Annotated in this window: 22 protein-coding genes; 18 read left to right on the top strand and 4 right to left on the bottom strand. The window is 66.7% G+C overall.

Features of this window, described 5'->3' with window-relative positions; all coding sequences use genetic code 11:
- The first annotated feature begins 115 nt into the window (after positions 1–115).
- From topA to ACXN5S_RS12795, 6 genes are all read left to right on the top strand, one after another.
- A complete protein-coding gene (gene topA / locus ACXN5S_RS12820) occupies positions 116–2797 on the top strand; it encodes a type I DNA topoisomerase (RefSeq protein ID WP_458605826.1) in 2682 nt (893 codons plus the stop codon).
- Positions 2798–3016: 219 nt separating this feature from the next.
- The gene (locus ACXN5S_RS12815) at positions 3017–4363 is read left to right on the top strand and encodes a TrkH family potassium uptake protein (RefSeq protein ID WP_458605825.1); all 1347 of its coding nucleotides are present in this window, start codon (positions 3017–3019) and stop codon (positions 4361–4363) included.
- A gap of 95 nt (positions 4364–4458) precedes the next feature.
- On the top strand, positions 4459–5154 hold the full coding sequence (locus ACXN5S_RS12810) for a CoA transferase subunit A (RefSeq protein ID WP_458605824.1): 696 nt from the start codon (positions 4459–4461) through the stop codon (positions 5152–5154).
- A 5-nt stretch (positions 5155–5159) separates the two neighbouring features.
- Positions 5160–6203 (top strand): PAS domain-containing protein, encoded by a 1044-nt coding sequence (locus ACXN5S_RS12805; protein ID WP_458605823.1) that lies wholly within the window; start codon positions 5160–5162, stop codon positions 6201–6203.
- A gap of 13 nt (positions 6204–6216) precedes the next feature.
- Positions 6217–6840 (top strand): 3-oxoacid CoA-transferase subunit B, encoded by a 624-nt coding sequence (locus tag ACXN5S_RS12800; protein WP_458605822.1) that lies wholly within the window; start codon positions 6217–6219, stop codon positions 6838–6840.
- Positions 6833–7129, top strand: a complete 297-nt coding sequence (locus ACXN5S_RS12795; RefSeq protein WP_458605821.1) for a GNAT family N-acetyltransferase — start codon at positions 6833–6835, stop codon at positions 7127–7129. The genes ACXN5S_RS12800 and ACXN5S_RS12795 overlap by 8 nt, the downstream gene beginning before the upstream one ends.
- A 6-nt stretch (positions 7130–7135) precedes the next feature.
- Here the strand turns inward: ACXN5S_RS12795 and ACXN5S_RS12790 are convergent, their stop codons facing one another.
- On the bottom strand, positions 7136–8014 hold the full coding sequence (locus ACXN5S_RS12790) for a lytic transglycosylase domain-containing protein (protein WP_458605820.1): 879 nt from the start codon (positions 8012–8014) through the stop codon (positions 7136–7138).
- A gap of 326 nt (positions 8015–8340) precedes the next feature.
- On the opposite strand from ACXN5S_RS12790, the gene ACXN5S_RS12785 reads away from it, so the two are divergent.
- The 12 genes from ACXN5S_RS12785 (at position 8341) to ACXN5S_RS12730 (ending at position 18998) form a co-directional block, all read left to right on the top strand.
- Positions 8341–8529 (top strand): hypothetical protein, encoded by a 189-nt coding sequence (locus ACXN5S_RS12785; protein WP_458605819.1) that lies wholly within the window; start codon positions 8341–8343, stop codon positions 8527–8529.
- Between the two features lie 230 nt (positions 8530–8759).
- The gene (locus tag ACXN5S_RS12780; RefSeq protein ID WP_458605818.1) at positions 8760–8888 is read left to right on the top strand and encodes a hypothetical protein; all 129 of its coding nucleotides are present in this window, start codon (positions 8760–8762) and stop codon (positions 8886–8888) included.
- A gap of 51 nt (positions 8889–8939) precedes the next feature.
- On the top strand, positions 8940–9812 hold the full coding sequence (gene cpaB / locus ACXN5S_RS12775) for a Flp pilus assembly protein CpaB (RefSeq protein ID WP_458605817.1): 873 nt from the start codon (positions 8940–8942) through the stop codon (positions 9810–9812).
- Positions 9813–10022: 210 nt separating this feature from the next.
- Positions 10023–11447 carry a type II and III secretion system protein family protein gene (locus ACXN5S_RS12770; protein WP_458605816.1) on the top strand — a complete coding sequence of 475 codons (1425 nt, stop codon included), beginning with the start codon at positions 10023–10025 and terminating at the stop codon, positions 11445–11447.
- A 19-nt stretch (positions 11448–11466) separates the two neighbouring features.
- A complete protein-coding gene (locus ACXN5S_RS12765) occupies positions 11467–12120 on the top strand; it encodes an OmpA family protein (protein ID WP_458605815.1) in 654 nt (217 codons plus the stop codon).
- Positions 12121–12316: 196 nt separating this feature from the next.
- On the top strand, positions 12317–13558 hold the full coding sequence (locus tag ACXN5S_RS12760; RefSeq protein WP_458605814.1) for an AAA family ATPase: 1242 nt from the start codon (positions 12317–12319) through the stop codon (positions 13556–13558).
- 16 nt (positions 13559–13574) lie between these two features.
- A complete protein-coding gene (locus ACXN5S_RS12755) occupies positions 13575–15014 on the top strand; it encodes a CpaF family protein (RefSeq protein WP_458605813.1) in 1440 nt (479 codons plus the stop codon).
- A 5-nt stretch (positions 15015–15019) separates the two neighbouring features.
- A complete protein-coding gene (locus ACXN5S_RS12750) occupies positions 15020–15988 on the top strand; it encodes a type II secretion system F family protein (RefSeq protein WP_458605812.1) in 969 nt (322 codons plus the stop codon).
- 31 nt (positions 15989–16019) lie between these two features.
- On the top strand, positions 16020–17060 hold the full coding sequence (locus ACXN5S_RS12745) for a type II secretion system F family protein (protein WP_458605811.1): 1041 nt from the start codon (positions 16020–16022) through the stop codon (positions 17058–17060).
- Complete coding sequence (locus ACXN5S_RS12740; protein WP_458605810.1) at positions 17023–17622, top strand: tetratricopeptide repeat protein; 600 nt, start codon at positions 17023–17025, stop codon at positions 17620–17622. The genes ACXN5S_RS12745 and ACXN5S_RS12740 overlap by 38 nt, the downstream gene beginning before the upstream one ends.
- Positions 17623–17646: 24 nt before the next feature.
- Entirely contained in the window at positions 17647–18501 is an 855-nt protein-coding gene (locus ACXN5S_RS12735) for a tetratricopeptide repeat protein (protein WP_458605809.1), read from the top strand.
- Positions 18502–18503: 2 nt separating this feature from the next.
- Entirely contained in the window at positions 18504–18998 is a 495-nt protein-coding gene (locus tag ACXN5S_RS12730) for a prepilin peptidase (RefSeq protein ID WP_458605808.1), read from the top strand.
- Between the two features lie 8 nt (positions 18999–19006).
- Here the strand turns inward: ACXN5S_RS12730 and ACXN5S_RS12725 are convergent, their stop codons facing one another.
- From ACXN5S_RS12725 to tilS, 3 genes are all read right to left on the bottom strand, one after another.
- Positions 19007–19777, bottom strand: a complete 771-nt coding sequence (locus ACXN5S_RS12725; RefSeq protein ID WP_458605807.1) for a methyltransferase domain-containing protein — start codon at positions 19775–19777, stop codon at positions 19007–19009.
- Positions 19778–19846: 69 nt separating this feature from the next.
- A complete protein-coding gene (gene ftsH, locus ACXN5S_RS12720; RefSeq protein ID WP_458605806.1) occupies positions 19847–21766 on the bottom strand; it encodes an ATP-dependent zinc metalloprotease FtsH in 1920 nt (639 codons plus the stop codon).
- A gap of 86 nt (positions 21767–21852) precedes the next feature.
- A complete protein-coding gene (gene tilS, locus ACXN5S_RS12715) occupies positions 21853–23076 on the bottom strand; it encodes a tRNA lysidine(34) synthetase TilS (RefSeq protein WP_458605805.1) in 1224 nt (407 codons plus the stop codon).
- Positions 23077–23101: the final 25 nt, after the last annotated feature.

The following is a 23101-nucleotide window of genomic DNA, read 5'->3' as shown; positions in this document are numbered from 1 at the left end:
CGGGTCATCCCGCCGGACGGCGCCACATTGACAAGCCGCACGGCGCGCCCGCATGGTCGCGCCCCAAAACGCCGGCCCGCCAGGCTGGCCCGCCCCATGGAGAGCCGGACCCCTCATGCCCGTTGTCGTCGTCGAATCCCCCGCCAAGGCCAAGACGATCAACAAATATCTGGGCAGCGATTACACCGTCCTCGCCTCTTACGGGCACGTCCGCGACCTGCCGCCCAAGGATGGGTCTGTCGACCCCGAGCATGATTTCGAGATGCAGTGGGAGATCGCAAGCGACAGCAAGAAGCACGTCAAGGCCATCGCCGACGCGCTGAAGACCGACCCCGCGCTGATCCTCGCGACCGACCCCGACCGCGAGGGCGAGGCGATCTCGTGGCACCTGCAAGAGGCGCTGACCGCCCGCAAGGCAATCAAGAAGGACACCGCCGTCAGCCGCGTGACCTTCAACGCCATCACCAAGGCCGCCGTGACCGAGGCGATGAAGAACCCCCGGCAGGTCGATGCGCCGCTGGTCGAGGCCTATCTGGCCCGGCGCGCGCTCGACTACCTGGTCGGCTTCAACCTCTCGCCGGTGCTCTGGCGCAAGCTGCCCGGCGCCAAATCGGCCGGGCGGGTGCAATCGGTCTGCCTGCGGCTGATCGTCGAGCGCGAGATGGAGATCGAGGCCTTCCGCGCGCAGGAATACTGGTCGGTCACCGCCAGGCTCGCGACGCCGAGCGGGCAGACCTACGATGCCCGCCTTGTCACGCTCGGCGGCAAGAAGCTCGAACGGTTCGACCTCGGCGACAAGACGGCCGCCGACATGGCCGTCAGCGCCATCGACAAGCGCGACCTCTCTGTCGCCAGCGTCGAGGCCAAGCCCGGCAGCCGCAACCCCTCGCCGCCCTTCATGACCTCGACCCTCCAGCAGGAAGCGTCACGCAAGCTCGGCATGGGCGCGCGGGCCGCGATGAGCACCGCCCAGCGCCTCTACGAGGCCGGGCTCATCACCTACATGCGGACGGACGGCATCGACATGGCGCCCGAGGCGGTCATGCAGGCGCGCGACGCGATCAAGGCGAAATACGGGGCGGAGTACATTCCCGACTCGCCTCGCATGTACAAGAACAAGGCCAAGAACGCGCAGGAAGCGCACGAATGTATCCGCCCGACGGACATGACGCTCTCGGCCGACCAGCTGAAGATCTCCGAGCCCGACCAGCGCAAGCTCTACGACCTGATCTACAAGCGCACCATCGCCAGCCAGATGTCCGCCGCCCGGCTGGAGCGGACAGAGGTGAACATCGCGTCCGCCGACAAGCAGGTGGGCCTGCGCGCCACCGGCCAGGTCGTGCTTTTCGACGGCTTCCTGAAGATCTACGAAGAGGGCCGCGACGACGCCCTCACCGATGATGACGACAAGCGCCTGCCGCAGATCGCGCAGGGTGAGGCCGCGAAGAAAGAGGGCATCACGCCCGAGCAGCACTTCACCCAGCCCCCGCCGCGCTACACCGAAGCGACACTGGTGAAGCGCATGGAAGAGCTCGGCATCGGCCGGCCTTCCACCTACGCCTCGATCGTCACGACGATTCAGGACCGCGAGTACGTCCGCAAGGACAAGAACCGCCTGATTCCGGAGGATAAAGGCCGGCTCGTGACGGCGTTCCTCGAGAACTACTTCCGCCGCTACGTGGAGTATGACTTCACCGCCGCGCTCGAAGAGCAGCTCGACAGCGTGTCCGCCGGTGACGCGCAGTATAAAGAGGTGCTCGCCCGCTTCTGGCGCGATTTCTCTGCCGCCATCGCCGAGACCAGCGAGCTGCGCATCACCGAGGTCCTGGAGAAGATCAACGAGGTGCTCGAGCCGCATCTCTTCCCGCCGAACGAGGATGGGACAGACCCGCGACTTTGCCCCAATTGCCACAAGGGCCGCCTCTCGATGCGCACCGCGCGCTCGGGCGGCGCCTTCATCGGCTGCTCGAACTACCCCGAGTGTCGCTACACCCGCCCCTTCGGCCCGCCGGGTGCGGAGGAGAGCAACATCCCCGCCGAGGGCAAGCTTCTCGGCCACGACCAGGGCGACCCGATCACCCTGCGCGACGGGCGCTTCGGCCCCTACGTGCAGCGCGGGGAGGTGACGGAGGAGATCCCCAAGCCGCCGCGCGCCTCGGTGCCGAAGAGCTGGGATGTCGAGGCGATGGATCTGGAGAAGGCGCTGCGCCTTCTGTCCCTGCCCCGCGAGGTCGGCAAGCACCCCGAGGATGGCGAGCCAGTTGAGGCCGGCATCGGGCGCTACGGCCCCTTCGTGAAGCACGGGCGGCTTTATGCCAACCTCAAGGAGGTCGACGAGGTCTTCGAGATCGGCATGAACCACGCGGTGGACCTGCTGGCCCAGAAGGCGGCGAGCCGCGGCGGTCGCGGCGCGGCGGCCAAGCCGCTGAAAGAGCTTGGCGAGCACCCCGATGGCGGCGCGATTGCCGTTATGCCGGGGCGTTACGGGCCCTACGTGAAGTGGGAGAAGGTCAACGCGACCCTGCCGAAGGACGTCGAGCCCGACGCGGTGACGCTGGATCAGGCGGTGGAGCTGGTCAACGAGAAGGCGGCGAAGAAGGGCGGCGGCCGCAAGAAGGCCGCACCGAAGAAAGCCGCTGCGAAGAAGCCGGCCGCCAAGAAGACCGCCGCGAAGAAGACCACCGCCAAATCCACGGCGGCCAAGTCCACGACCAAGACGGCGGCGGCCAAGAAGGCCCCCGCCAAGAAAACCGCCGCGGCGAAGACCGCCGAGACGGACGAGGCCGGCGACAGCTGAATATCCCCGGGGGCCGCGGAACTCCGCGGCCCCTGCGGCTTTATCCAGCATCCCGGTTGTGAGGACATGACAATGTTCACAGCTGCGCCTCGGCGCCCCTCCTCTTCTTCCCCCTTCGCCGCCCCCGGGCCGGCACAGTAGGATACGTCTGACTGCCCTGCAGCGCCCCGGCCCCGCCGGCGGCGCCGCGCGTCATTCCCCCCTTCAAGGACATCTGACATGGCTTCCATCGAGCCCGCCCTTGCGCGCACAGGCCGCCTGCGCGCCCGCTATGCCCGCTGGGCCGAGCGGCCCGCCCGCAGCCTCCTCGCCGGCTACCTCGCCTACATGACCATCGGCTGGGTGCTGCTGCTCCTGCCGATCTCCCGGAGTGAGGCCGTGGCGCCGCTCGATTCGCTGTTCATCGCCGCCTCCGCCGTCTCCACCACCGGCCTTGCGACCGTCGATCCCGGCTCCAGCTACTCGGGCTTCGGCGAGGCGGTGATCCTGTCGCTGATCCAGCTCGGCGGCCTCGGCTACATGACCATCGGCTCCTTCGCGCTGATCGCCGTGCAGCGCCGGCTCTCCAGCCACCGCGCCGCCAATGCCCGCGCGGCCTTCGAGCTGCCGGAGAGGATCGACCCGCGGCCGTTCCTGATGTCCGTCGTTCTCTTCACCCTGCTGGCAGAGGCAGCGGGCGCCGCGGCGCTCTACCCGATGTTCCGCGATGCCGGAGAGGAGGCGCCGCTCTGGGCCGCGATCTTCCACTCCGTCTCGGCCTTCTGCACCGCCGGCTTCTCGCTCTTTTCCAACAGCTTGGAGGATTACTCCGCCCACGCCGGGGTCTCGCTGGTCATCTCGGCGCTGAGCCTCTTGGGAGCCATGGGCTTTCTCGTCGTCGTCGATGTCTGGCGCTCGCTGCGCCGGCGCCGGGCGCGGGCCTTCTTCACCACGAAGATGATCGTTCGGATCACCGCCGCCTTCCTGCTGCTCGGCACCGCCCTCCTCGCCATCGACGACCCGACGATCGCCGCCCTGCCCCTTGGCGAACGGCTGCTCGCGGCCTTCTTCCAGACGATGACCGCCGCCACCACCGTCGGCTTCGACACCGTGCCGATCAGCTCGCTCGGCCCGGCCTCCGTCATGGGGCTGCTGGTCCTCATGGTCATCGGCGCCTCGCCGGCCGGCACGGGTGGCGGGCTGAAGACGACCTCCTTCGCCGCCCTCTTCGCGCTGGTGCGCGCCACCTTGCGCGGCGAGAGCGAGGTGCGCTTCGCCGGGCGCCGCCTGCCGGAGGAGAAGCTGCGCGCCGCCGGCGCCTCGCTGGCCTATTACGCCGGGGTCATGAGCATCGCCATGATCCTGCTCCTCTCCACCGAGAGCGCCCCCTTCGAGCAGGTGCTCTTCGAGGCCGTCTCGGCCGTCGGCACCGTCGGGCTGTCGCTGGGGCTGACGGGGGACCTCACCGCCGCGGGCAAGCTGATCGTCATCGTGCTGATGACGGCGGGGCGGCTCGGCATCCTAACCTTCGGCATCGCGCTGGCCCGTCACTCAGCGGCGGAAAATAGCGCTGATCCAAGGCCATGACGCCAATGTTATCGAATGACATAGCCCCCTACCCGCGTTGACTTTGCTGCACCTGCGCGCGAAAAACTCAGCGACTGGGAATGGGGAGGCATGACATGCAAAAGGTTTATGGTTCGGCGAGCGAAGCGCTCGACGGCCTGTTGTTCGATGGCATGCTCATCGCAGCGGGCGGCTTCGGGCTGTGCGGCATCCCCGAGCTGCTGATCGACGCGCTGGTCGAGAGCGGCGTGAAGGACCTGACGGTCGCCTCCAACAACGCGGGCGTCGATGGTTTCGGCCTCGGCAAGCTGCTGGAAACGCGGCAGATCAAGAAGATGATGAGCTCCTACGTGGGCGAGAATGCCGAGTTCATGCGGCAGTACCTTTCCGGCGAGCTCGAGCTTGAGTTCAACCCGCAGGGCACCCTGGCCGAGCGCATGCGCGCCGGCGGCTCCGGCATCCCCGGCTTCTACACCAAGACGGGCGTCGGCACGGTCATTGCCGAGGGCAAGGAGCACAAGGAGTTCCGCGGCGAGACCTACATCATGGAAGAGGGCATCTTCGCCGATGTCTCCATCGTGAAAGCCTGGAAGGCCGACGAGACGGGGAACTGCGTCTTCCGCAAGACGGCCCGAAACTTCAACCCGCCTGCCGCCATGTGCGGCAAGGTCTGCGTGATGGAAGTCGAAGAGATCGTGCCCACCGGCAGCCTCGACCCCGATAGCATCCACCTGCCCGGCATCTACGTGCACCGCCTGATCCAGGGCGAGCACGAGAAGCGCATCGAGCAGCGCACCACCCGGGCGGCCTGACCCATATGACGGAAGGCTTCAACTTCCCCATCCCGTCGGACGGCTTCAGCGATCGCGAGGCGATGGCGCTGCTCGACCATTCGAACATTTCGCTTCTGGTGACTGACCCTCGCCAGGACGACAATCCGATCGTCTACGTCAACGCGGCCTTCGAGAAGGTCACTGGCTACCGGCGTGACGAGGTGATGGGCAAGAACTGCCGCTTCATGCAAGGCATCATGACCGACCCCGAGGATGTCGATGCGCTCCGCCGCGCCATCGCCGAAGAGGTCGAGACGACGGTCGACATCCTGAACTACCGCAAGGACGGCACGACCTTCGTCAACCGGCTGGTCATGTCGCCGGTGCGCGAAAACGGCGAAGTCATCTACTTCCTCGGCGTGCAGAAACCGCTGACCCGGGCGGAACGGTTGCGCAGCGTGAACTTCGGCAGCCGGATGGTGCGCGAGCTGCAGCACCGGGTGAAGAACCACCTGGCCATGATCGCCTCGCTGGTGCGCATGGAAGGCCGCCGCGCCGAGGACCGTGACCCGTTCAACCGCGTGATCGAGCGCATCGCCGGCCTGCAGGCCCTGTACGAAGAGCTTTCCGACCCGGCGGGCGACCGCGCGGCCGACGAAGTCGCCCTCGGGCCGTTCCTGCGCCGTATCGCCGAGGCCGTCTCCCGCACCGGCGGGCATGACGATGTCGAGATCGTGGTGGATGTGGATGAGCATCTGCGCGTCTCTGCCCTCGTCGGCGGAAAGCTGGGCTTCGTCGCCTCCGAGGTCGTCACCAACGCGATGAAGCACGCCTATGTCGACCGCGAGGATGGCCGCATCACGATCACCGGCCGCCAGACCGAGCCGGGCGGGCTGACCCTGTCGTTCACCGATGACGGCAGCGGGCTCAAGCCGGGCACCGAATGGCCGCATTCCAGCTCTGTCGGCGGGCGGGTGCTCGCCGGGCTTCTGGCCGAGCTGGAAGCCGAGCTGAACGTCGAGACCGGCCCCGCCGGCACCACGATCACGATAGACATACCCGCCGCGCTCACCGCGGTGGACGTTTGAGGGAGGAGAGCCCATGCCCTGGGACCGTAATCAGATGGCCGCGCGCGCAGCCGAAGAGCTGGAAGACGGCATGTACGTCAACCTGGGCATCGGCATCCCGACGCTGGTGGCCAACTATGTGGGCGACAAGGAGATCACCCTGCAGTCGGAGAACGGCATGCTCGGCATGGGCCCCTTCCCCATCGAGGGCGAAGAGGATGCCGACCTCATCAACGCCGGCAAGCAGACAATCACCGAGCTGCCGAAGACGGCCTATTTCGACAGCGCGCAGAGCTTCGGCATGATCCGCGGCGGCAAGATCGCCGCTGCCATCCTCGGCGCCATGGAAGTGGCCGAGAACGGCGATCTGGCGAACTGGATGATCCCCGGCAAGCTCGTGAAGGGCATGGGCGGCGCGATGGATCTGGTGGCCGGCGTCGGCAAGGTCATCGTGGTGATGGATCACCAGAACAAGCACGGCGACAGCAAGGTGCTGAAGGAATGCAGCCTGCCGCTGACGGGTGCGGGGGTGGTCGACCGGATCATCACAAATCTCGGCGTGCTGGATGTGGTCGAAGGCGGCCTGAAGATCGTGGAACTGGCCGACGGGGTGACTGAAGACCAGATGCGCGACGCCACCGAGGCAACGATTGTCTGAGGGCGCACCCCAGGTTCTCTACGAAGAGGGCGGCGGCAAGGGCCGGTATCATATCGACACGCCTGAAGGCAGCGCCGAGCTGATCCTGTCGCTGTCCTCCCCGAAGCTGGTGATCGCCGAGCATACCGAGGTGCCAAAGGCGCTGGAGGGGCAGGGCTTTGCCAAGCAGCTGCTGCAGGCGCTGCTGGACGATGCGCGCGCCAAGGGCTTCAAGATCGTGCCGCTCTGCCCCTACGTGAACGCGCAGCGGCGCCGGCACCCCGAATGGGCCGAGCTCTTCAACGGCTGAAGCGGCCTAGAGGTTGTTCACTGTGAACACGCAGCCGTCCGAGAGCAGCTCGGGCGGCGTCTGGCAAAGGCTCCGGGCGGCACGCCAGGCGGCCAGCACCTTGGGCACATAAGCGCGGGTTTCGGCATAGGGCGGCACGCCGCCATTGTCGCGCACAGACCCTTCGCCGGCATTGTAGCCCGCCAGTGCCAGCACCGCGTCGCCCTGGAAGTGCCGCAGTAGCCAGTCGAGATAGGCGGTGCCACCTTTGATGCTCTGAATGGCGTCGAGCCGGTCGGCGACGCCGAAGCGGGTGGCCGTATCCGGCATCAGCTGCATGAGCCCCGCCGCGCCGGCATGACTCTCCGCCCCCGCATTGCCCGCGCTTTCCACCGCGATCACCGCCAGCACCAGCGCCGGCGACACCTCTGTGCCGATGGTGGCGGCGAGGATGTCGCGGCCATGCGCCTCGGCGATGGCCTGCAGGGTGGCGAGGCGGGGCGCGGCCACGCCCTCGCCTTCTGGCGGGGCGGCCAGCGCATCGAGCGCGGCTTTCACCCGCTCCGCCGAGCCCATGCCCAGCTCTGCGGGGACGATGGCCCAGAACCATTCGGCGCCGCTGAGCGGCGGCATCGGCACCATGCCCGCGGGCAGCAGCCCCGGCTCGGCGGCGAGGGGCACCGGCTCGCCGCGCTCATAGGCCGAATTGCCGGCGCGGATGGCGCTGGGAGCCTCTGGGTCGATCTGTACGGTGATGCGGGGAGCCGATCCGGGCGGCGGGGCCGACACGCGGCGGGCCGAGAAATCGGGCTGCAGGCGGGTGTCCTGGGCCAGGCCCGTGCCGGGCCCGAAGCTCGCACCAAGGATCACAAGCGCGGCCAGCGCCGCGCCTCTTGCCTGAACCATCTGCCTGCCTCCGGGGGCTTTGCCACCCTTGTCGTTGCGAGGCCCAATCTCTCATGGCGGTGGCGCTTTGCACAGCCGGCGAAGGCGAAGCGCCGCATTTCTGCGGATTTTAGGTGACGGCGGGGACAGAAATCCTTTTATTTCAATGCCTTGAAAATCCGCCCCTGCCACGGAGTTATACCATAAACGGACGAAAGCAGACAAATTCCCGCCCGATTTGGCCGGTCAATTGGGTGCACCTGAAACGGGGATCGGGCCATGAGAGGCCGGCCCGGCGTGATCCGTATCAGACCCTTTTAATGCGAGACACCCTGAGGAGGGTCAACATGCTCAACTTCATCAAGAACTTCCGTTCCGACGAGTCCGGCGCCGTCACCGTTGACTGGGTGGTGCTCACCGCTGCCATCGTCGGCCTCGGCATCGCCGTTCTCGGCTCGATCCAGACCGGTGCCGGCAACCTCGCCACCTCGATCGCTGGCGACCTGAACACGCAAGCCGGCATCACCACTCCGTAATTCCGGCTCTGTTCGAGAGTAGAAGGGCCGCGCGACTGGCGCGGCCCTTTCTCTTTTACGGACTGCGTGACGGGCTGGTGCAACTTCACCAAACCACCCTTCACACAACAGAGTTCCGCCACATTCACCGGCGATTCACACCCTAAGTGCAAGTTCTGACATGTAGACGAGGTGCTGACGTGCTTCAGGTTTTCACAAGGTTCGCACGCGATGTAAGCGGTGCGGTGACAGTGGACTGGGTCGTCCTGACGGCCACCGCCGGATTTCTCGCCATCGGAATCATTGCCGGGATTTCCACCGCGGCCACCGAGCCTGCCGAGGCCGTCGGCAATACGCTGACAGGCATGGCAGGCGACTGACCCTCCGCAGGCGGGGCACCCCCCCCTCCGCCGAGCAGAAAGGACCACGACATGCGCGCCGTTTTCGGACTCGTGCTGATGATTGGCCTCGGGCTTGCCGGCTTCGCCGTTTACACGGTGAAGGGCTATCTCGAGCAGCAACAGATCGCGCTGGCGACCGTGCGCGCGCAGGCCGCTCAGCAGGTGCCGACGGTCGAGGTGTATGCCGTGACCCGCGCCATGGCCTATGGCGATGTGCTGACGCCCGATGACGTGGCGCTTGTCCCCTATCCGCAGGCCTATCTGCCCGAAGGCGTCTTCCGCACCGCCGAAGAGCTTTTCCCCGAGGGCGAAGACAGCCTGCGCATGGTGTCGCAACGGCTGCTGCTCAACGAACCCGTCCTCGCCTCGAAGGTCACCGAGCCGGGGGAGGATGCCGGCATCACCACTCGACTGACGCCCGGCAAGCGGGCCTTTACCATCTCTGTCGATGTCGCCTCCGGCGTGTCGGGTTTCCTGCGCCCCGGCGACCGGGTGGATGTGTACTGGACAGGCACTGTCGCCCGCTCCGGCTCTACTGCCGGCCGGCAGGTGACGAAGCTGATCGAGACGGGCCTGCGCCTCGTCGCCGTCGACCAAACGGCGGATGCCACGCGCGCAGAGGTTTCCGTTGCCCGCACCGTCACCGTCGAAGTCGATCCGCAGCAGGTGGCCGCGCTGGCCCAGGCCCAAGCCTCCGGCAAGCTCTCGCTCTCTCTTGTCGGCTATTCCGACGAGACCGTGGCTATGGCCGTGGAGGTAGACCAGCGCGCCCTGCTCGGCATCGCCGAGGAAGAGCCCGTAGAGGTCGAGGAAGTCACGCCCCCGCCGGCGGAAGAGGTATGCACCATCCGTACGCGCCGCGGCTCGGACGTGGTGGAAATCCCGATCCCCTGCAGCAACTGACTGCTGCCGCGCCACCCGGCGTCGCTTGCCCAAATCGAACCTTCGGCCGGGTCCGGCCCCAATGTGGGCAGGCATGGTTGTTGCCCATTGCGCACATGAGCGTTGGCCTGCAACGCCCTGATTCTTGATTTGCGGGCACCTCGCTGTCAGGGTGACGCAAAGGCGGGCGCAAGACCCGCATGTCGGGTCGTGATCCGAGAGGCAGGTCACATGAACTTTCGAAAAGCTCTCAGGGTGGCCGGGTTCGCGCTGTTCTCTGGCATCGCTGCCTGCGCGCCGCTGCCTTCCATGGCGGAATCTTTGCAGGTTTTGCGGGGCCAGCCCAACTCTGCCCTGCAGGTGCCGATGAACCGCGCCGTGGTGGTGGAAAGCGACACCGCCTTCGCCGAACTCTCAATAGCCAACCCCGGCATTGCCGACATCTCGTCGCTCTCTGACCGCACGATCTATGTTCTCGGCAAAGAGCCGGGCCGCACAACGCTGACCATTCTCGATGCCGACGGGCGGCTCATCACCAATGTCGAGGTGCAGGTCACTCCCGATATCGGCGAGTTCCGCGAGCGGCTGGCACAGATCCTGCCCGGTGAGCCGGTGGAAGTGCGCACCGCCAATGACGGCATCGTCCTGTCCGGCACCGTCTCGTCCATCGTCGCGCTCGACCGGGCGCTGGAGCTGGCAGAGCGCTACGCGCCGGACCGGGTGAGCAATCTCATGGATGTGGGCGGCCAGCAGCAGGTGATGCTGCGCGTGCGCTTTGCCGAGATGCAGCGCTCCGTCGCCAAGTCGCTCTCGTCCTCGCTGACCCTGCAGGGCAGTGCCGCGGGCGGCAATCTTGGCCTGTCCGGCGGCGCCAACAGCCTCAACACGTCCGGCGCGATGGAGAACGCCTTCGGCGGCAACATCCCCGCTGCCAACCTCAACAACGGCGCCTTCCTCTTCGGCTTCAATGCCGGCGGCGTCGAAGTGGGCATGCTGCTGGAAGCGCTGGAATCGCGCGGCGTTGTCCGCACCCTGGCCGAGCCGAACCTCACCGCCCTCTCGGGGCAAGAGGCGCATTTCCTCGCCGGCGGTGAATACCCCGTGCCGATCAGCGACGGCAACGCCGTTTCGGTGCAATACAAGCCCTTCGGCGTCGAGCTGAACTTCACCCCCCGCGTGGTGGATGGCGACCTGATCAATCTGGAGCTCTCCGCCGCCGTCTCCTCCATCGACCCGACGAACGGCATCAGCGTCAACGGCTTCTCTGTCGACGCATTCCGCCGCCGCGAGACCTCCACCACCGTCGAAATCCGCGACGGCGAGAGCTTCGCCATCGCCGGCCTGCTGACCGACGATTTCCGTGACCTCAACGGCCAGGTGCCGTGGCTGGGCGACATTCCGGTGCTGGGCGCCCTCTTCCGCTCGGCCGAGTACCAGCGCGAGCAGAGCGAACTCGTCATCATCATCACGCCGCATCTCGTCACACCCACGCGGGGCGAAGCGCTCGCCCTGCCGACCGACAGGGTTCGCCCGCCGTCGGAACGCGATCTCTTCCTCTTCGGCCGGGTCTCTGGCAATGCGCCCACCACCGGCGCGGCCGGCGAGGTGGCGCGGCAAGACTTCTCCACCCCGTATGGCTACGTTCTCGATGACTAGGCAAAAGGCGGGCAAGGCGATGCAGCGACTGATCCCCATGGCGGCGATGCTCGGCCTGGCCGCCGGCTGCACGATGGACCCTGCGGGCAATGCGCTGAGCGACGCGACCTTCGGCGTCGCCACCGCCAACAATCTGGCCCTGCAGACCGGCGAAGCGGAATACCTCGTCGATTTCAACGCGCGTTTCGCCGAGGCCGTGACGACGACGATCACCTTCGCCTTCGATTCGGCCGTGCTCGATGCCTCGGCCCGCGCCATCCTGAATCAGCAGGCCGCCTTCATCGCGCAATTCCCCGAGGTGAGCTTTCGCGTCTATGGGCATACCGATCTCGTCGGCAGCGATTCCTATAACTACAACCTCGGCCTCCGCCGGGCGACGGCAGCCGTCAACTACCTGACAGCGCAGGGTATTTCACGCTCGCGCCTCGAAGCGCTCGTCTCGTACGGCGAGACGCAGCCGCTGATCTACACGACCGATCCCGAGCGGGCGAACCGGCGCACGGTGACCGAGGTCTCTGGCTTCGTCTCCGGCCATCCCAATGTTCTCAATGGCAAATATGCCGAGGTCGTCTTCCGCGAGTATGTCGCGTCCGCGACGCCGGCGCCCGAAGTGCAGACGGCGGGGCAGACCATCTCGGGCGGTGGCGGCGAAGCGGGTGCCAGCGGCGGCTGAGCGTATATCCCGGGGCAACAGGGTGCCCCGATCCACGCGATCGTCATCCCTGCCCCAACATTTCCAGATTTGAAGCCTGATTCCTGCCCCGATTGGTCCCCATTCCTTGGGGCCAGAGGCGCCGATTCCGTTCGGCCCCTTGGCGGCCCCTGGGCCGCCTGTCGCTCCATGCGACGAGAGAGTGAGGAACAGGCCCATGGGCAGTACTGCCGTCTTGCAGCCGGAACCGCAGCCCATCGTGGCCTGCACGGTCAGCCGGGACGTTCAGATTTTCGACCTGCTGATCGAGGATATGGAAGCCAGCCTCGGCGAGCGCTGGGGCGATCTGAGCTTTACCGACGCGCTGCTGTTCCTCGACCAACCTGAGGCCGAATCCCTCGATTTCATCGCGCTTGCTCTCGATTCCGAGGATGAGGACGAGCTGGCTCTGCTGATGGAAGTGATCACCTCTGCCAAGTCGCTGGGCATCAAGGTCATCATCATCGCCGAGGATGTCAGCCCTGCCGCGCTGCACCAGCTGCTGCGCGAGGGCGGCGACGAGTTCATTCCCTATCCCCTGCCCGAAGGCGAGCTAGACCGTGCCATCCGCCGCGTCTCTGCCCCCACCGAGCGGCAGGAGACGCCCCCTGCCCCGCTGCGCGCCAAGGACGACCGCTCGGGCGTTGTAATCCCGGTGCAGGGCCTGGCCGGCGGCACAGGCGCCACGACGCTGGCCGTGAACCTGGCCTGGGAGCTGGCGAATGTCGCTCCGCCGAAAGAAGGCACCCCGCGCGTCTGCCTGATCGACCTCGACCTGCAGTTCGGCTCGGTCGCCACCTATCTGGATATGCCCCGCCGCGAGGCGGTGCTGGAGCTTCTGTCGAACATCGACGCGATGGACAGCGAGAGCTTCATGCAGGCGCTGCTGCCCTACGAGGGCAAGCTGCAGGTGCTCACCGCACCGGCAGAGCTGGTGCCGGTCGACCTGCTCTCGCCCGCCGATGTAGACCGCATCATCGAGACGGCCCGGCTGAATTTCGACTACGTCATCATCGACATGCCCACGACCATGGTCGAATGGTCCGAGACGGTGCTGCAGGCGGCGCATGTGTATTTCGCGCTCGTCGAGCTCGACATGCGCTCTGCTCAGAACACCCTGCGCCTCAAGCGCGCGCTGCAGGGCGAAGATCTGCCCTTCGAGAAGCTGCGCTTCCTGCTCAACCGGGCGCCAGGCTTCACCGATCTGAACGGCAAGGCCCGCATCAAGCGGCTGGCCGAAAGCCTGGGCATCTCGATCGAGGTCAGCCTGCCCGACGGCGGCAAGCAGGTGGTGCAAATCAACGATCACGGCGCGGCGCTCGGCATCGGCGCGCCGAAGAACGCGCTGCGCAAGGAAATCCAGAAACTCGCCAAATCGGTTCACGATGTGAACATCGGCGAAGAGCGCGCAAAAGCCTGATGCGAAAGGCAGCCTGATGTTCTCGAAGTACAAAAAGCCCGAGGCGCGCCCGGCCGCCCGCAAGCCCCAGCCGGCTCCGGCCGCTGCACCCGCGGCCGTGGCCGAGGCGCCGCCGCGCAAGTCGTTGGTGCGAGGCACCCCGCCCAAGCCGGCTGAACCCGCGCATGCCGACAAGGAGAAGAAGCGCAAGGAGCGGCTGGGCGAGATCAAACTCGAGCTGCACAAGGCGCTTCTGGAAAACCTCAACCTCGCGGCGCTGGAAAAGGCCAGCGAGCAGGAGCTGCGGACGGAGATTCAGGCGATCTCGGCCGAGACACTCGAAGAGATGGGCATCGTGCTCAACCGCGAAGAGCGCGCGACGCTCACGCAGGATCTCTACTTCGAGGTCACCGGCCTTGGCCCGCTTGAGACACTGCTGAAAGATGACAGCATCTCCGACATCCTCGTCAACGGCCCGCAGCAGATCTTCATCGAGCGCGACGGCCGGCTGATGCTGAGCGATGTCACCTTCAAGGACGAGCGCCATCTGCAGCGCATTATCGACAAGATCGTCTCAGCAGTCGGCCGGCGCGTGGACGAGAGCAACCCCTACGTCGACGCCCGCCTCGCCGACGGCTCGCGCTTCAATGCCATGGTGCCGCCCATCGCGGTGGACGGCAGCCTCGTTTCGATCCGTAAGTTCAAAAAGGACAAGCTCGCCATCGACGATCTGGTGCGATACGGCGCCTTTTCCGAAGAGATGGCGGCATATCTGCAAGCCGCCGTGGCGACGCGGCTGAATATCATCGTCTCGGGCGGCACCGGCTCTGGTAAGACCACCACGCTCAACGCCCTCTCGTCGTTCATCGACAATTCCGAGCGCATCCTCACCATCGAGGACACGGCGGAACTTCAGCTTCAGCAAACCCATGTGGGCCGCATGGAAAGCCGGCCGGCCAACGTGGAAGGGCGCGGTGCCGTCTCGGCCCGCGACTGCCTGAAGAACGCTCTCAGGATGCGGCCCGACCGCATCATCGTCGGCGAGACGCGGGGCGAGGAAGTCATCGACATGCTGCAGGCCATGAACACCGGCCACGACGGCTCGATGACGACGATCCACGCCAACACCAGCCGCGATGCCATCAGCCGGCTGGAAAACATGATCGCCATGGCCGGGGTCGACATGCCGATGAAGGCCATGCGCAGCCAGATCTCCAGCGCCGTCAATCTCATCGTGCAGGCCAGCCGCATGCAGGATGGCTCGCGCCGCATGACCTCTGTCACCGAGATCACCGGGATGGAGGGCGACGTCATCTCGATGCAGGAAGTGTTCCGCTTCCAGCGCACCGGCCTGACGCCCGACAACAAGATCGTCGGCCATTTCACCGCGACGGGGGTGCGCAGCCACTTCTCCGAGCGCTTCCGCCTGTGGGGCTACGATCTGCCCGCGGCGATCTTTGAACCGTTCAACGGATAGCCATCATGATGCTCTCACCCGAACCGATCATCTACGGGCTGATCTTCGTGGCCGTGCTCGTGCTCGTCGAGGGCGTCTACCTTGTCGCCTTCGGCAAATCGATCAAGCTGAACAGCCGCGTGAACCGCCGGCTGGAGCTGCTGGAAAAAGGCGGCCGCCGCGAAGAGGTGCTGGAACAGCTCCGCAAGGAGATGACGCAGCACATGAAGAGCCAGAGCATCCCGCTCTACTCACTGCTCGCCGCCAAGGCGCAGAGGGCCAACATCGCCTTCACGCCCGTGCAGCTCATCGGCGTGATGGCCGCCCTCGCTGCCGTCGCCTACATGGGCCTGACCTACGCCACCGATGCCGCCACCCCCGTGCGCGTGCTCGTCGCCATCGTCATGGGCGTAGGCGGCGTCTACATGTGGATCAACAACAAGGCCAAGAAGCGCATGGCGCTGATCGAAGAGCAGCTGCCCGACGCGGTGGAGCTCATGGTTCGCAGCCTGCGTGTCGGCCACCCCTTCTCCAGCGCCATCAATATCGTCGCCAAGGAGGTGCCCGACCCGCTGGGCAGCGAGATGGGCGTCATCTCTGACGAGGCCGCCTATGGCCGCGACATGGGCGAGACGCTGAAGGCCATGGCCGAGCGGATCGACATGCAGGATCTGCGCTTCCTCGCCGTGGCGGTGACCATCCAGCAGCAGGCGGGGGGCAACCTTGCCGAGATCCTCGACGGTCTGGCCAAGGTCATCCGCGCCCGCTTCCGCCTGTTTCGCCGGGTGAAGGCGATCACGGCCGAGGCGAAATGGTCGGGCATGTTCCTGTCGGCCTTCCCGCTCGTGGCGCTCATCGCCATCAACGTGATGGAGCCGAACTACTACGACGAGGTGAAGCAAACCTCGGTCTTCATTCCCGCCTGCCTGGTCGTGGCCGGCTTTCTGGTGACGAACATCCTCGTCATGCGCTCCCTCGTGAACATCAAGGTCTGAGCCCCCTCAAGCTGCAAGGACGCATCTTCCCATGTTTCAGACCATCCAAGCCTGGCTGATCCAGACGCTCGGGCCCCTTGGCCCGGTGATGGCGCTCGGCGGCCTCGGCATCGTGCTTGCGTTGCTGATGCTGCCGGCCCTGATGCGCCGCAAGGACGATCCGCTCGACCGTCTTAAGCAGCAAAGCGCCGCGCCGGCCAAGCCCGTGCAGGGCGTCAAAGCCCAGGACAAGCTGCGCAGCCCCGCCACGCGAACCGACAAGCTGGAACGCTATTCCACTTTCCTCGAACCGCAGGACGAAGAGGAATATTCTGCCTCGCGGCTGAAGCTGCTGCAGGCCGGCTACACCAGCAAGAACGCTGTGCGCATCTTCCACTTCTCGCAATTCGCCATGGGCATCGGGGGGCTGGTGCTGGGGGTGCTCTACACCTTCTACCTCTCGGCCACGGGCGACCCCACGACGCGCGATCTGGTGCTCTTCGGCCTTGGCCCAGGCATCGTGGGCTACATGCTGCCGAAATACTGGGTGAGCCGCCGCCAGAGCGAGCGGCAGCAGGCCATCACCAACGGCTTTCCCGACAGTCTCGACATGATGCTCGTCTGCGTCGAGGCCGGCCAGTCGCTCGACCAGTCGATCATCCGCGTCGCCCGCGAGCTGCGCGTGGGCTTCCCCGATCTGGCCGGTGAATACGAGCTGGTCGCCTACGAGATGAAGGCCGGCAAGGACAAGCAGGCGGTGCTGCGTGACATGGCCGAGCGCTGCGGTGTGCCTGATGTATCCAGCTTCGTCACCGTGCTCATCCAGAGCCAGCAATTCGGCACCTCGATCGCCGAAGCGTTGCGCATCTACGCCGCCGAGATGCGCGACAAACGGGTGATGCGGGCCGAGGAGAAGGCCAACACGCTGCCCACCAAGATGACGCTGGCGACCATGATGTTGACCGTGCCGCCGCTTCTCATCATCCTTATCGGGCCGTCGGTCTGGGACATTTACCAGACGCTCGGCGGCGGTGGGGCGGCAAGAGCAACGGGCGTTGACGAAGGACACCAGGTCCAGGAGGCCGACGAGTAACTCCCGCGCCGGCGCGCTCATCGCGCTCGCCCTCGGGCTGGCGCTCGCCGGCTGCGGTGGCGGCGATCTCAACCAATCCGCTGGCGGCGTCTACGCACCGGGCCCGAGTGGTGAGCCGGATGTCGACGGGCTCATCATCGGCCACCGGCTGATGCAGGCCGGCGAATACGAGCTGGCCCTGCGCGCCTATACCCGCGCCGCCGTGGAAGACGGCCTGACCATCGACACGCTCTCGGCCATGGGCTCGGCCAATTTGCGGCTGGGGCGGCTGAACCAGGCCGAAGAGCTGCTGCGCCGCGCCGTGGAGGAAGACGCAAGCTTTCCGCCCGCCTGGAACAACCTCGGCGTCATCCTGATGGAGCGCGGCAAGGTCGCCGAGGCGGCTGAGGCCTTTCGTCGCGCCTATGCAACGGATAACGGCGACTCCGACCAGATTCGAGACAACCTGCGATTGGCGCTCGCAAGACGCGACGCGGCGCTCTATGTTGAGCCTCAAGAGAACGAAGAGTTCCAACTAGTGCGGCGTGGCCAGGGCGATTACCTGATCCTCGCGCCGCTCTGAGGCAGGCATAGCGAGGGCAGTTCCATGCTCCGGGCGATCCATATCTCCCTGTTGGCGGGGGCCGTTGGCCTTTCCGCCTGTTCCGAATCCGGTGACGACGTTGTCGACCGCGCCATGGCGGATGTGAACGTCGTGGATGAGACCAATCTCAACGATGTCATGCTCACGGTGGCCGACCCGGCCGAGGCGGTGAGCTATTTCTCCCGCGCTCTCAACGACAATCCCGGCCGGATCGACCTTGAGCGCGGCCTCGCCACCTCTCTCGTTCGTGCCGGGCGCGCGGCCGAGGGCGTGACCGCATGGAGCGCCGTCATCGCGCATCCCGAGGCCACCAGCGAAGACCGCGTGAACCTCGCCGGCGCCCTCATCCGCGCCGACCGCTGGGACGAGGCCGACCAGGCGCTCGACGCCATCCCGCCGACCTACGAGACCTATGAGCGCTACCGGCTGGAGGCCATCGTCGCCGACAGCAACGAGGAATGGCAGAAGGCCGATAGCTTCTACGAGATTGCCGTGGGGCTGACGACGACGCCGGCCAGCGTGTTGAACAACTGGGGCTTCTCAAAGCTCAGCCGCGGCGATTATCGCGCGGCAGAGGCGCTGTTCGAGGATGCGCTGCGGCAAGACCCGCAGCTCTTCACCGCCAAGAACAACCTCGTCATGGCCCGGGGGGCGCAGCGCATCTATGAGCTGCCGGTCATCCCGATGACGCAGATCGAGCGGGCGGAGCTGCTCTACACAGCGGCGCTGACGGCGATCAAGCAGAACGACATCAGCATGGGCAAGGGCCTGCTGCGCGAAGCCATCGACACCCATCCGCAACATTTCGAGGAGGCGGTTCGCGCCCTGCGCGCGCTCGAAGACAACGTGGCCTACTGACAATGCTCGCCGTGACGGCCCGTGAGGCCGCTTTCTTTCTGCCCCTCGTCATTCCGATCTGCCTCTATGTGGCCTGGTCGGACCTCTCCTCAATGAAGATCACCAATGTCGCGGTGTTGGCGCTGCTGGCGGTGTTCGCCGTGCTCGGCCCCTTCACGATGGAGCTGCCGGACTACCTCTGGCGCTACCTCCACCTCGCCGTTGTGCTGCTGATCGGCATGGTGCTGACGGCCGCCGGCGCGATGGGCGCGGGCGATGCCAAATTCGCCGCCGCCGCGGCGCCCTTCATTGCGCTGGCCGATCTGCGGCTGGTGCTGATGCTCTTCGCCGCCTGCCTGCTCGCCAGCTACATCGCGCACCGTGCCGCCCGCATGTCGCCCCTCCGCCGACTCGCCCCCGACTGGGCGAGCTGGGAGGCGGGGCGCAGCTTTCCCATGGGGCTGCCGCTGGCGGCGACGCTGGTCTTCTACCTGTCGCTGGGGCTGCTGCAGCCCTGACGTGGGGCTCAGCGCGGCCGGGACAGCACGAAGAAGAGCCGGCGGAAGGGGAAGAGCACCGTGCCGCCCCGCTCGGGCGGATAGGCTTCCGCCAGCGCCGCGTCATAGGCCGCGAGGAAGCGCTGGAGCTCGGCTGTTGTGAGGCGCTCGCTCACCGGCCGCATCGCGGTGGAGGCGGTGAAAGCACGCACGGGATGGCCCTCCTCCACGGGCTCCAGCACCTGCAGATACTCCGTCTCCCACAGGTTCAGCTGCCCGAGCGGGGCGAGCAGGCGGTGATAGGCTTCGGGCGCCGCGACGGGCGGCACAAAGGCGGAGAAGTCGAAGCGCTCCGGAAACATATCTGCCGCGACCTGGCGGATCAGGCTGTGCGAGGCGCCGCCAAACTGGCGGGGCATCTGCACCGCGAGCACCCCGCCGGGCGCGAGCAGCCCGGCCAGGCGGGGCAGCAGACGCTCGTGATCGGGCAGCCAGTGCAGAGCGGCGTTGGAGAAAATCAGCGCCGGCGGCTGGGCAGGCTCCCAGGCTGCGATGTCGGCCTCGCAGGTCTTGTCATAGCCGCGCGCCTTGGCCAGCATGGCAGGCGAGCTGTCCACACCGATGAGGCGGCGCTTGGGGTAGCGGCTGCGCAGGCTCTCCGCCGCCGCGCCGTCGCCGCAGCCAAGATCGACGAGGTCGCCCTGCGGGAGCGCACCTGCCTGCATCAGCAGGTCGAGCGCCGGGCGAAGCCTGAGCGCGCGAAAGCGGGCATAGGCCCCTGGGTTCCAATCCTCGGTCATCCGCCCCTCCTGCCCCAAAAAGAAAGGCCCCCGCGATCTCTCGCGGGGGCCCGATCTGTCAGATGTCGATCACGCGGTCGGCTCTGGCTCCAGCCCGCCGCCGTCGCCCTTGCGGCGCGGCTTGGTCTTGGGAACCACGGCCAGCGAGGGCGTCTTGGTGGATTCCGACGGCGCGTCATCGTCGCCATCATCGCCGCCAGGCGCTTCGCCGCGGATGACGCGCATCATGTCGGCGCCGGTGAGCGTTTCGTATTCCAGCAGGCCCTGGGCGAGATTTTCCATCTCGGTCCAGTTTTCCTTCAGGATGGTCTTCGCCCGCTCGTAGCCCTCATCCACCAGACGGCGCACCTCCTGGTCGATGATGGTGCGGCTCTCGGCGGAGGCATTGAACTGGCTCTGGCTGCCCAGATAGCTCTCCTGCGTCGAGGTGTAGTTGATGTTGCCGAGCTTGTCGGACATCCCCCACTGGCTGACCATCGAGGTGGCGATATTGGTGACATGCTGGATGTCGCTATAGGCGCCGTTGGTCACGTTGTCGGGCCCGAAGACCAGCTCTTCCGCCGCCTTGCCGCCCATAGCGGAGGCGAGCTTGCTGAGCGCACTCTCCTTGGTCATCGACAGCTTGTCGCGCTCCGGCAGGTAGAAGGTAACACCCAGCGCGCGACCGCGCGGGATGATCGTGACCTTGTGCACCGGGTCGTGCTGCGGAACGTGCAGGCCGACGATGGCGTGGCCAGCCTCGTGATAGGCGGTCAGCTTCTTCTCGTCTTCGGTCATGACCATCGAGCGGCGCTCGGGGCCCATCATGACCTTGTCCTTGGCCATCTCGAAATCGTCGAGCGTCACATGGCGCCGGCCGACGCGGGCCGCCATCAGCGCCGCCTCGTTGACGAGGTTGGCGAGGTCGGCACCCGAGAAGCCGGGCGTACCGCGTGCGATCACGCGCAGGTCGACATCGGGGCCAAGCGGCACCTTGCGGGCATGCACGGCGAGGATCTTCTCGCGGCCCTTGATGTCGGGGTTCGGCACGGTGACCTGACGGTCGAAGCGGCCGGGGCGCAGCAGCGCGGGGTCGAGCACGTCGGGGCGGTTGGTGGCCGCGACGATGATGATGCCCTCGTTGGCCTCGAAACCGTCCATCTCGACCAGAAGCTGGTTCAGCGTCTGCTCGCGCTCGTCGTTGCCGCCGCCATAGCCGGCGCCCCGCGAGCGGCCGACCGCGTCGATCTCGTCGATGAAGACGATGCAAGGCGCGTTCTTCTTGGCCTGCTCGAACATGTCGCGCACGCGGCTCGCGCCGACACCCACGAACATCTCTACGAAGTCGGAGCCGGATATGGTGAAGAAGGGCACGCCCGCCTCACCCGCGATGGCGCGGGCAAGCAGCGTCTTACCGGTGCCGGGGGGGCCTACGAGCAGGGCGCCTTTGGGGATCTTGCCGCCGAGGCGCGAGAATTTCTGCGGGTTGCGCAGGAACTCCACGATCTCTTCCAGCTCTTCTTTGGCCTCGTCGATGCCGGCGACATCGTCAAACGTGACGCGGCCATGTTTCTCGGTCAGCAGCTTGGCGCGGCTCTTGCCGAAGCCCATGGCGCCGCCACGGCCACCGCCCTGCATCCGGTTCATGAAGTAGATCCAAATGCCGATCAGCAGCAGGAAGGGCAGCAGCCCGATCAGGAAGGAGGCGAACGTGCTCTCTTCCTGCGGTTTGGCCGTCACCGGCACACCGCGGTCGATCAGCCGGTCGGTGATCTGCGCATCGGCCGGCATGACGGTGCTGTAGGTCTTCCCGTCCTCGCCCTGATACTGCACCTGCTCGCCATTGAGGGTGACACTGGCGACCTCGCCGTTGTCGACCGCCTCGACGAAATCGGAATAGCTGGTGGACTGGCTCTGAAGGCCGGCGCTGCCATTCGTGAAGATATTGAAGAGCGCCAGGATCAAGAGGAACAGGACGACCCAGAAGGCGATATTTCGCGCGTTGCCCAAACCATGGCTCCTTTGATGCGAAAATTCCGGGGCGGCTCCTCTGCGGCCTCGGTTGCTCCCTTAAAATAGTGGCCTGAGCGCCGTCTTCAATGCGATAATGCCGCGAGTGTAAAATGCGCGGCGAGCCGCGCGCCTCCGCCGCGCTCCGGCGCCGCGACCGGGGCCGCGAGAAGCGCTTCTCCCTGCCAGATCGCCGGCGTAGCCAGCAACGACTGGCGCGGAAGGCCCGTAGCCCGCCAATCGCCCAGTTCGGCCAGACCGGCATGACCCAGCGCACGTACCTCTGCCCCGGGGGGAAACGAACCGGTCACGATCCAGCGATTGTCCCACAGCGCATCGGGCGGGGCGCTGGCCCGGGCCACGGCGGCATACTCGCGGGTCAGGCGCACGGCCCCCTCCTCGGCCGGCGAGGCGAGTACCCCGGCCAGCGTCAGCGTCTCCCGGAGTGGCCCTGCGCGCAGCATCAGGTTGGCCAGAGCCGCCCGCCGGGGCGCATAGTCTCTGGAGCCGATCCACCGCAGCGCCGCGATCCACAGCCGGCGCTGGATCTCCTCCGGCTCCTCCCGCAGCCTAGCGGAGAGGATAACGTCGCCCCGATCCTCCTGCGCATGTGCGGCCAGCGCTACCTCGACTTGCCCGTCGAGCGCTTCCCTGGCCGAGCGGAGCTGCGCCGCCGTCTCCGCCAGCGTGGCAGCATCGATGCCCAGCGGAGCCAGAGCGGTGAGCACAGCGCGCGCCTGGGTGCGGGCATAACGAGGATCGTCATTGGAGGGATCATCGACCCAGCCCTGCCCCGCAGCGACGAGCGCCGCGCGCAACTCCGCCCTTGTGGCGGCCAGCAGCGGGCGGTGAAAGGTCACCCCGTGCCGGGTGACCTGCTCCGCCATGCCCGATAGGCCATCGACACCCGCCTCACGCGCAAGCCGCAGCAGAAAGGTCTCCGCCTGATCGTCCTGCGTATGAGCCAGCGCCACGCCGCCCAGGCCCCGGCGCTGCGCCCAGTCAGCCAGCAGCCGATAGCGGGCCGCCCGCGCGGCGGCGGGCACGTTGCCCTCAGGCGCGCTCTCCCAGCGCAGAACCTCCACCGGCAGCCCCAGTTCCGCGGCGCGGGTCGCCACCCCTGCCGCCTCCGCTGCCGCCTCGGGGCGCAAGCGGTGATCGACGCTGGCCACCTCCAGCGCCACCCCCCAATGCGCGGCCCAGGGCACGGCGATCTCCATCATCGCCCGGCTATCGCTGCCGCCCGAGACGGCAAGGCCGAGCCGCAACGGCGGCTCGGCCCCGAAATGCTGTTCCAGAAGCGTCGTCATGCCGGCCAGCCCGGCGGGCGGCCGG

Source organism: Pseudoroseicyclus sp. H15 (assembly GCF_054353345.1).
The sequence above is the reverse complement of the archived record's forward strand: the minus strand, read 5'-3'. Positions and strand labels throughout refer to the sequence as shown.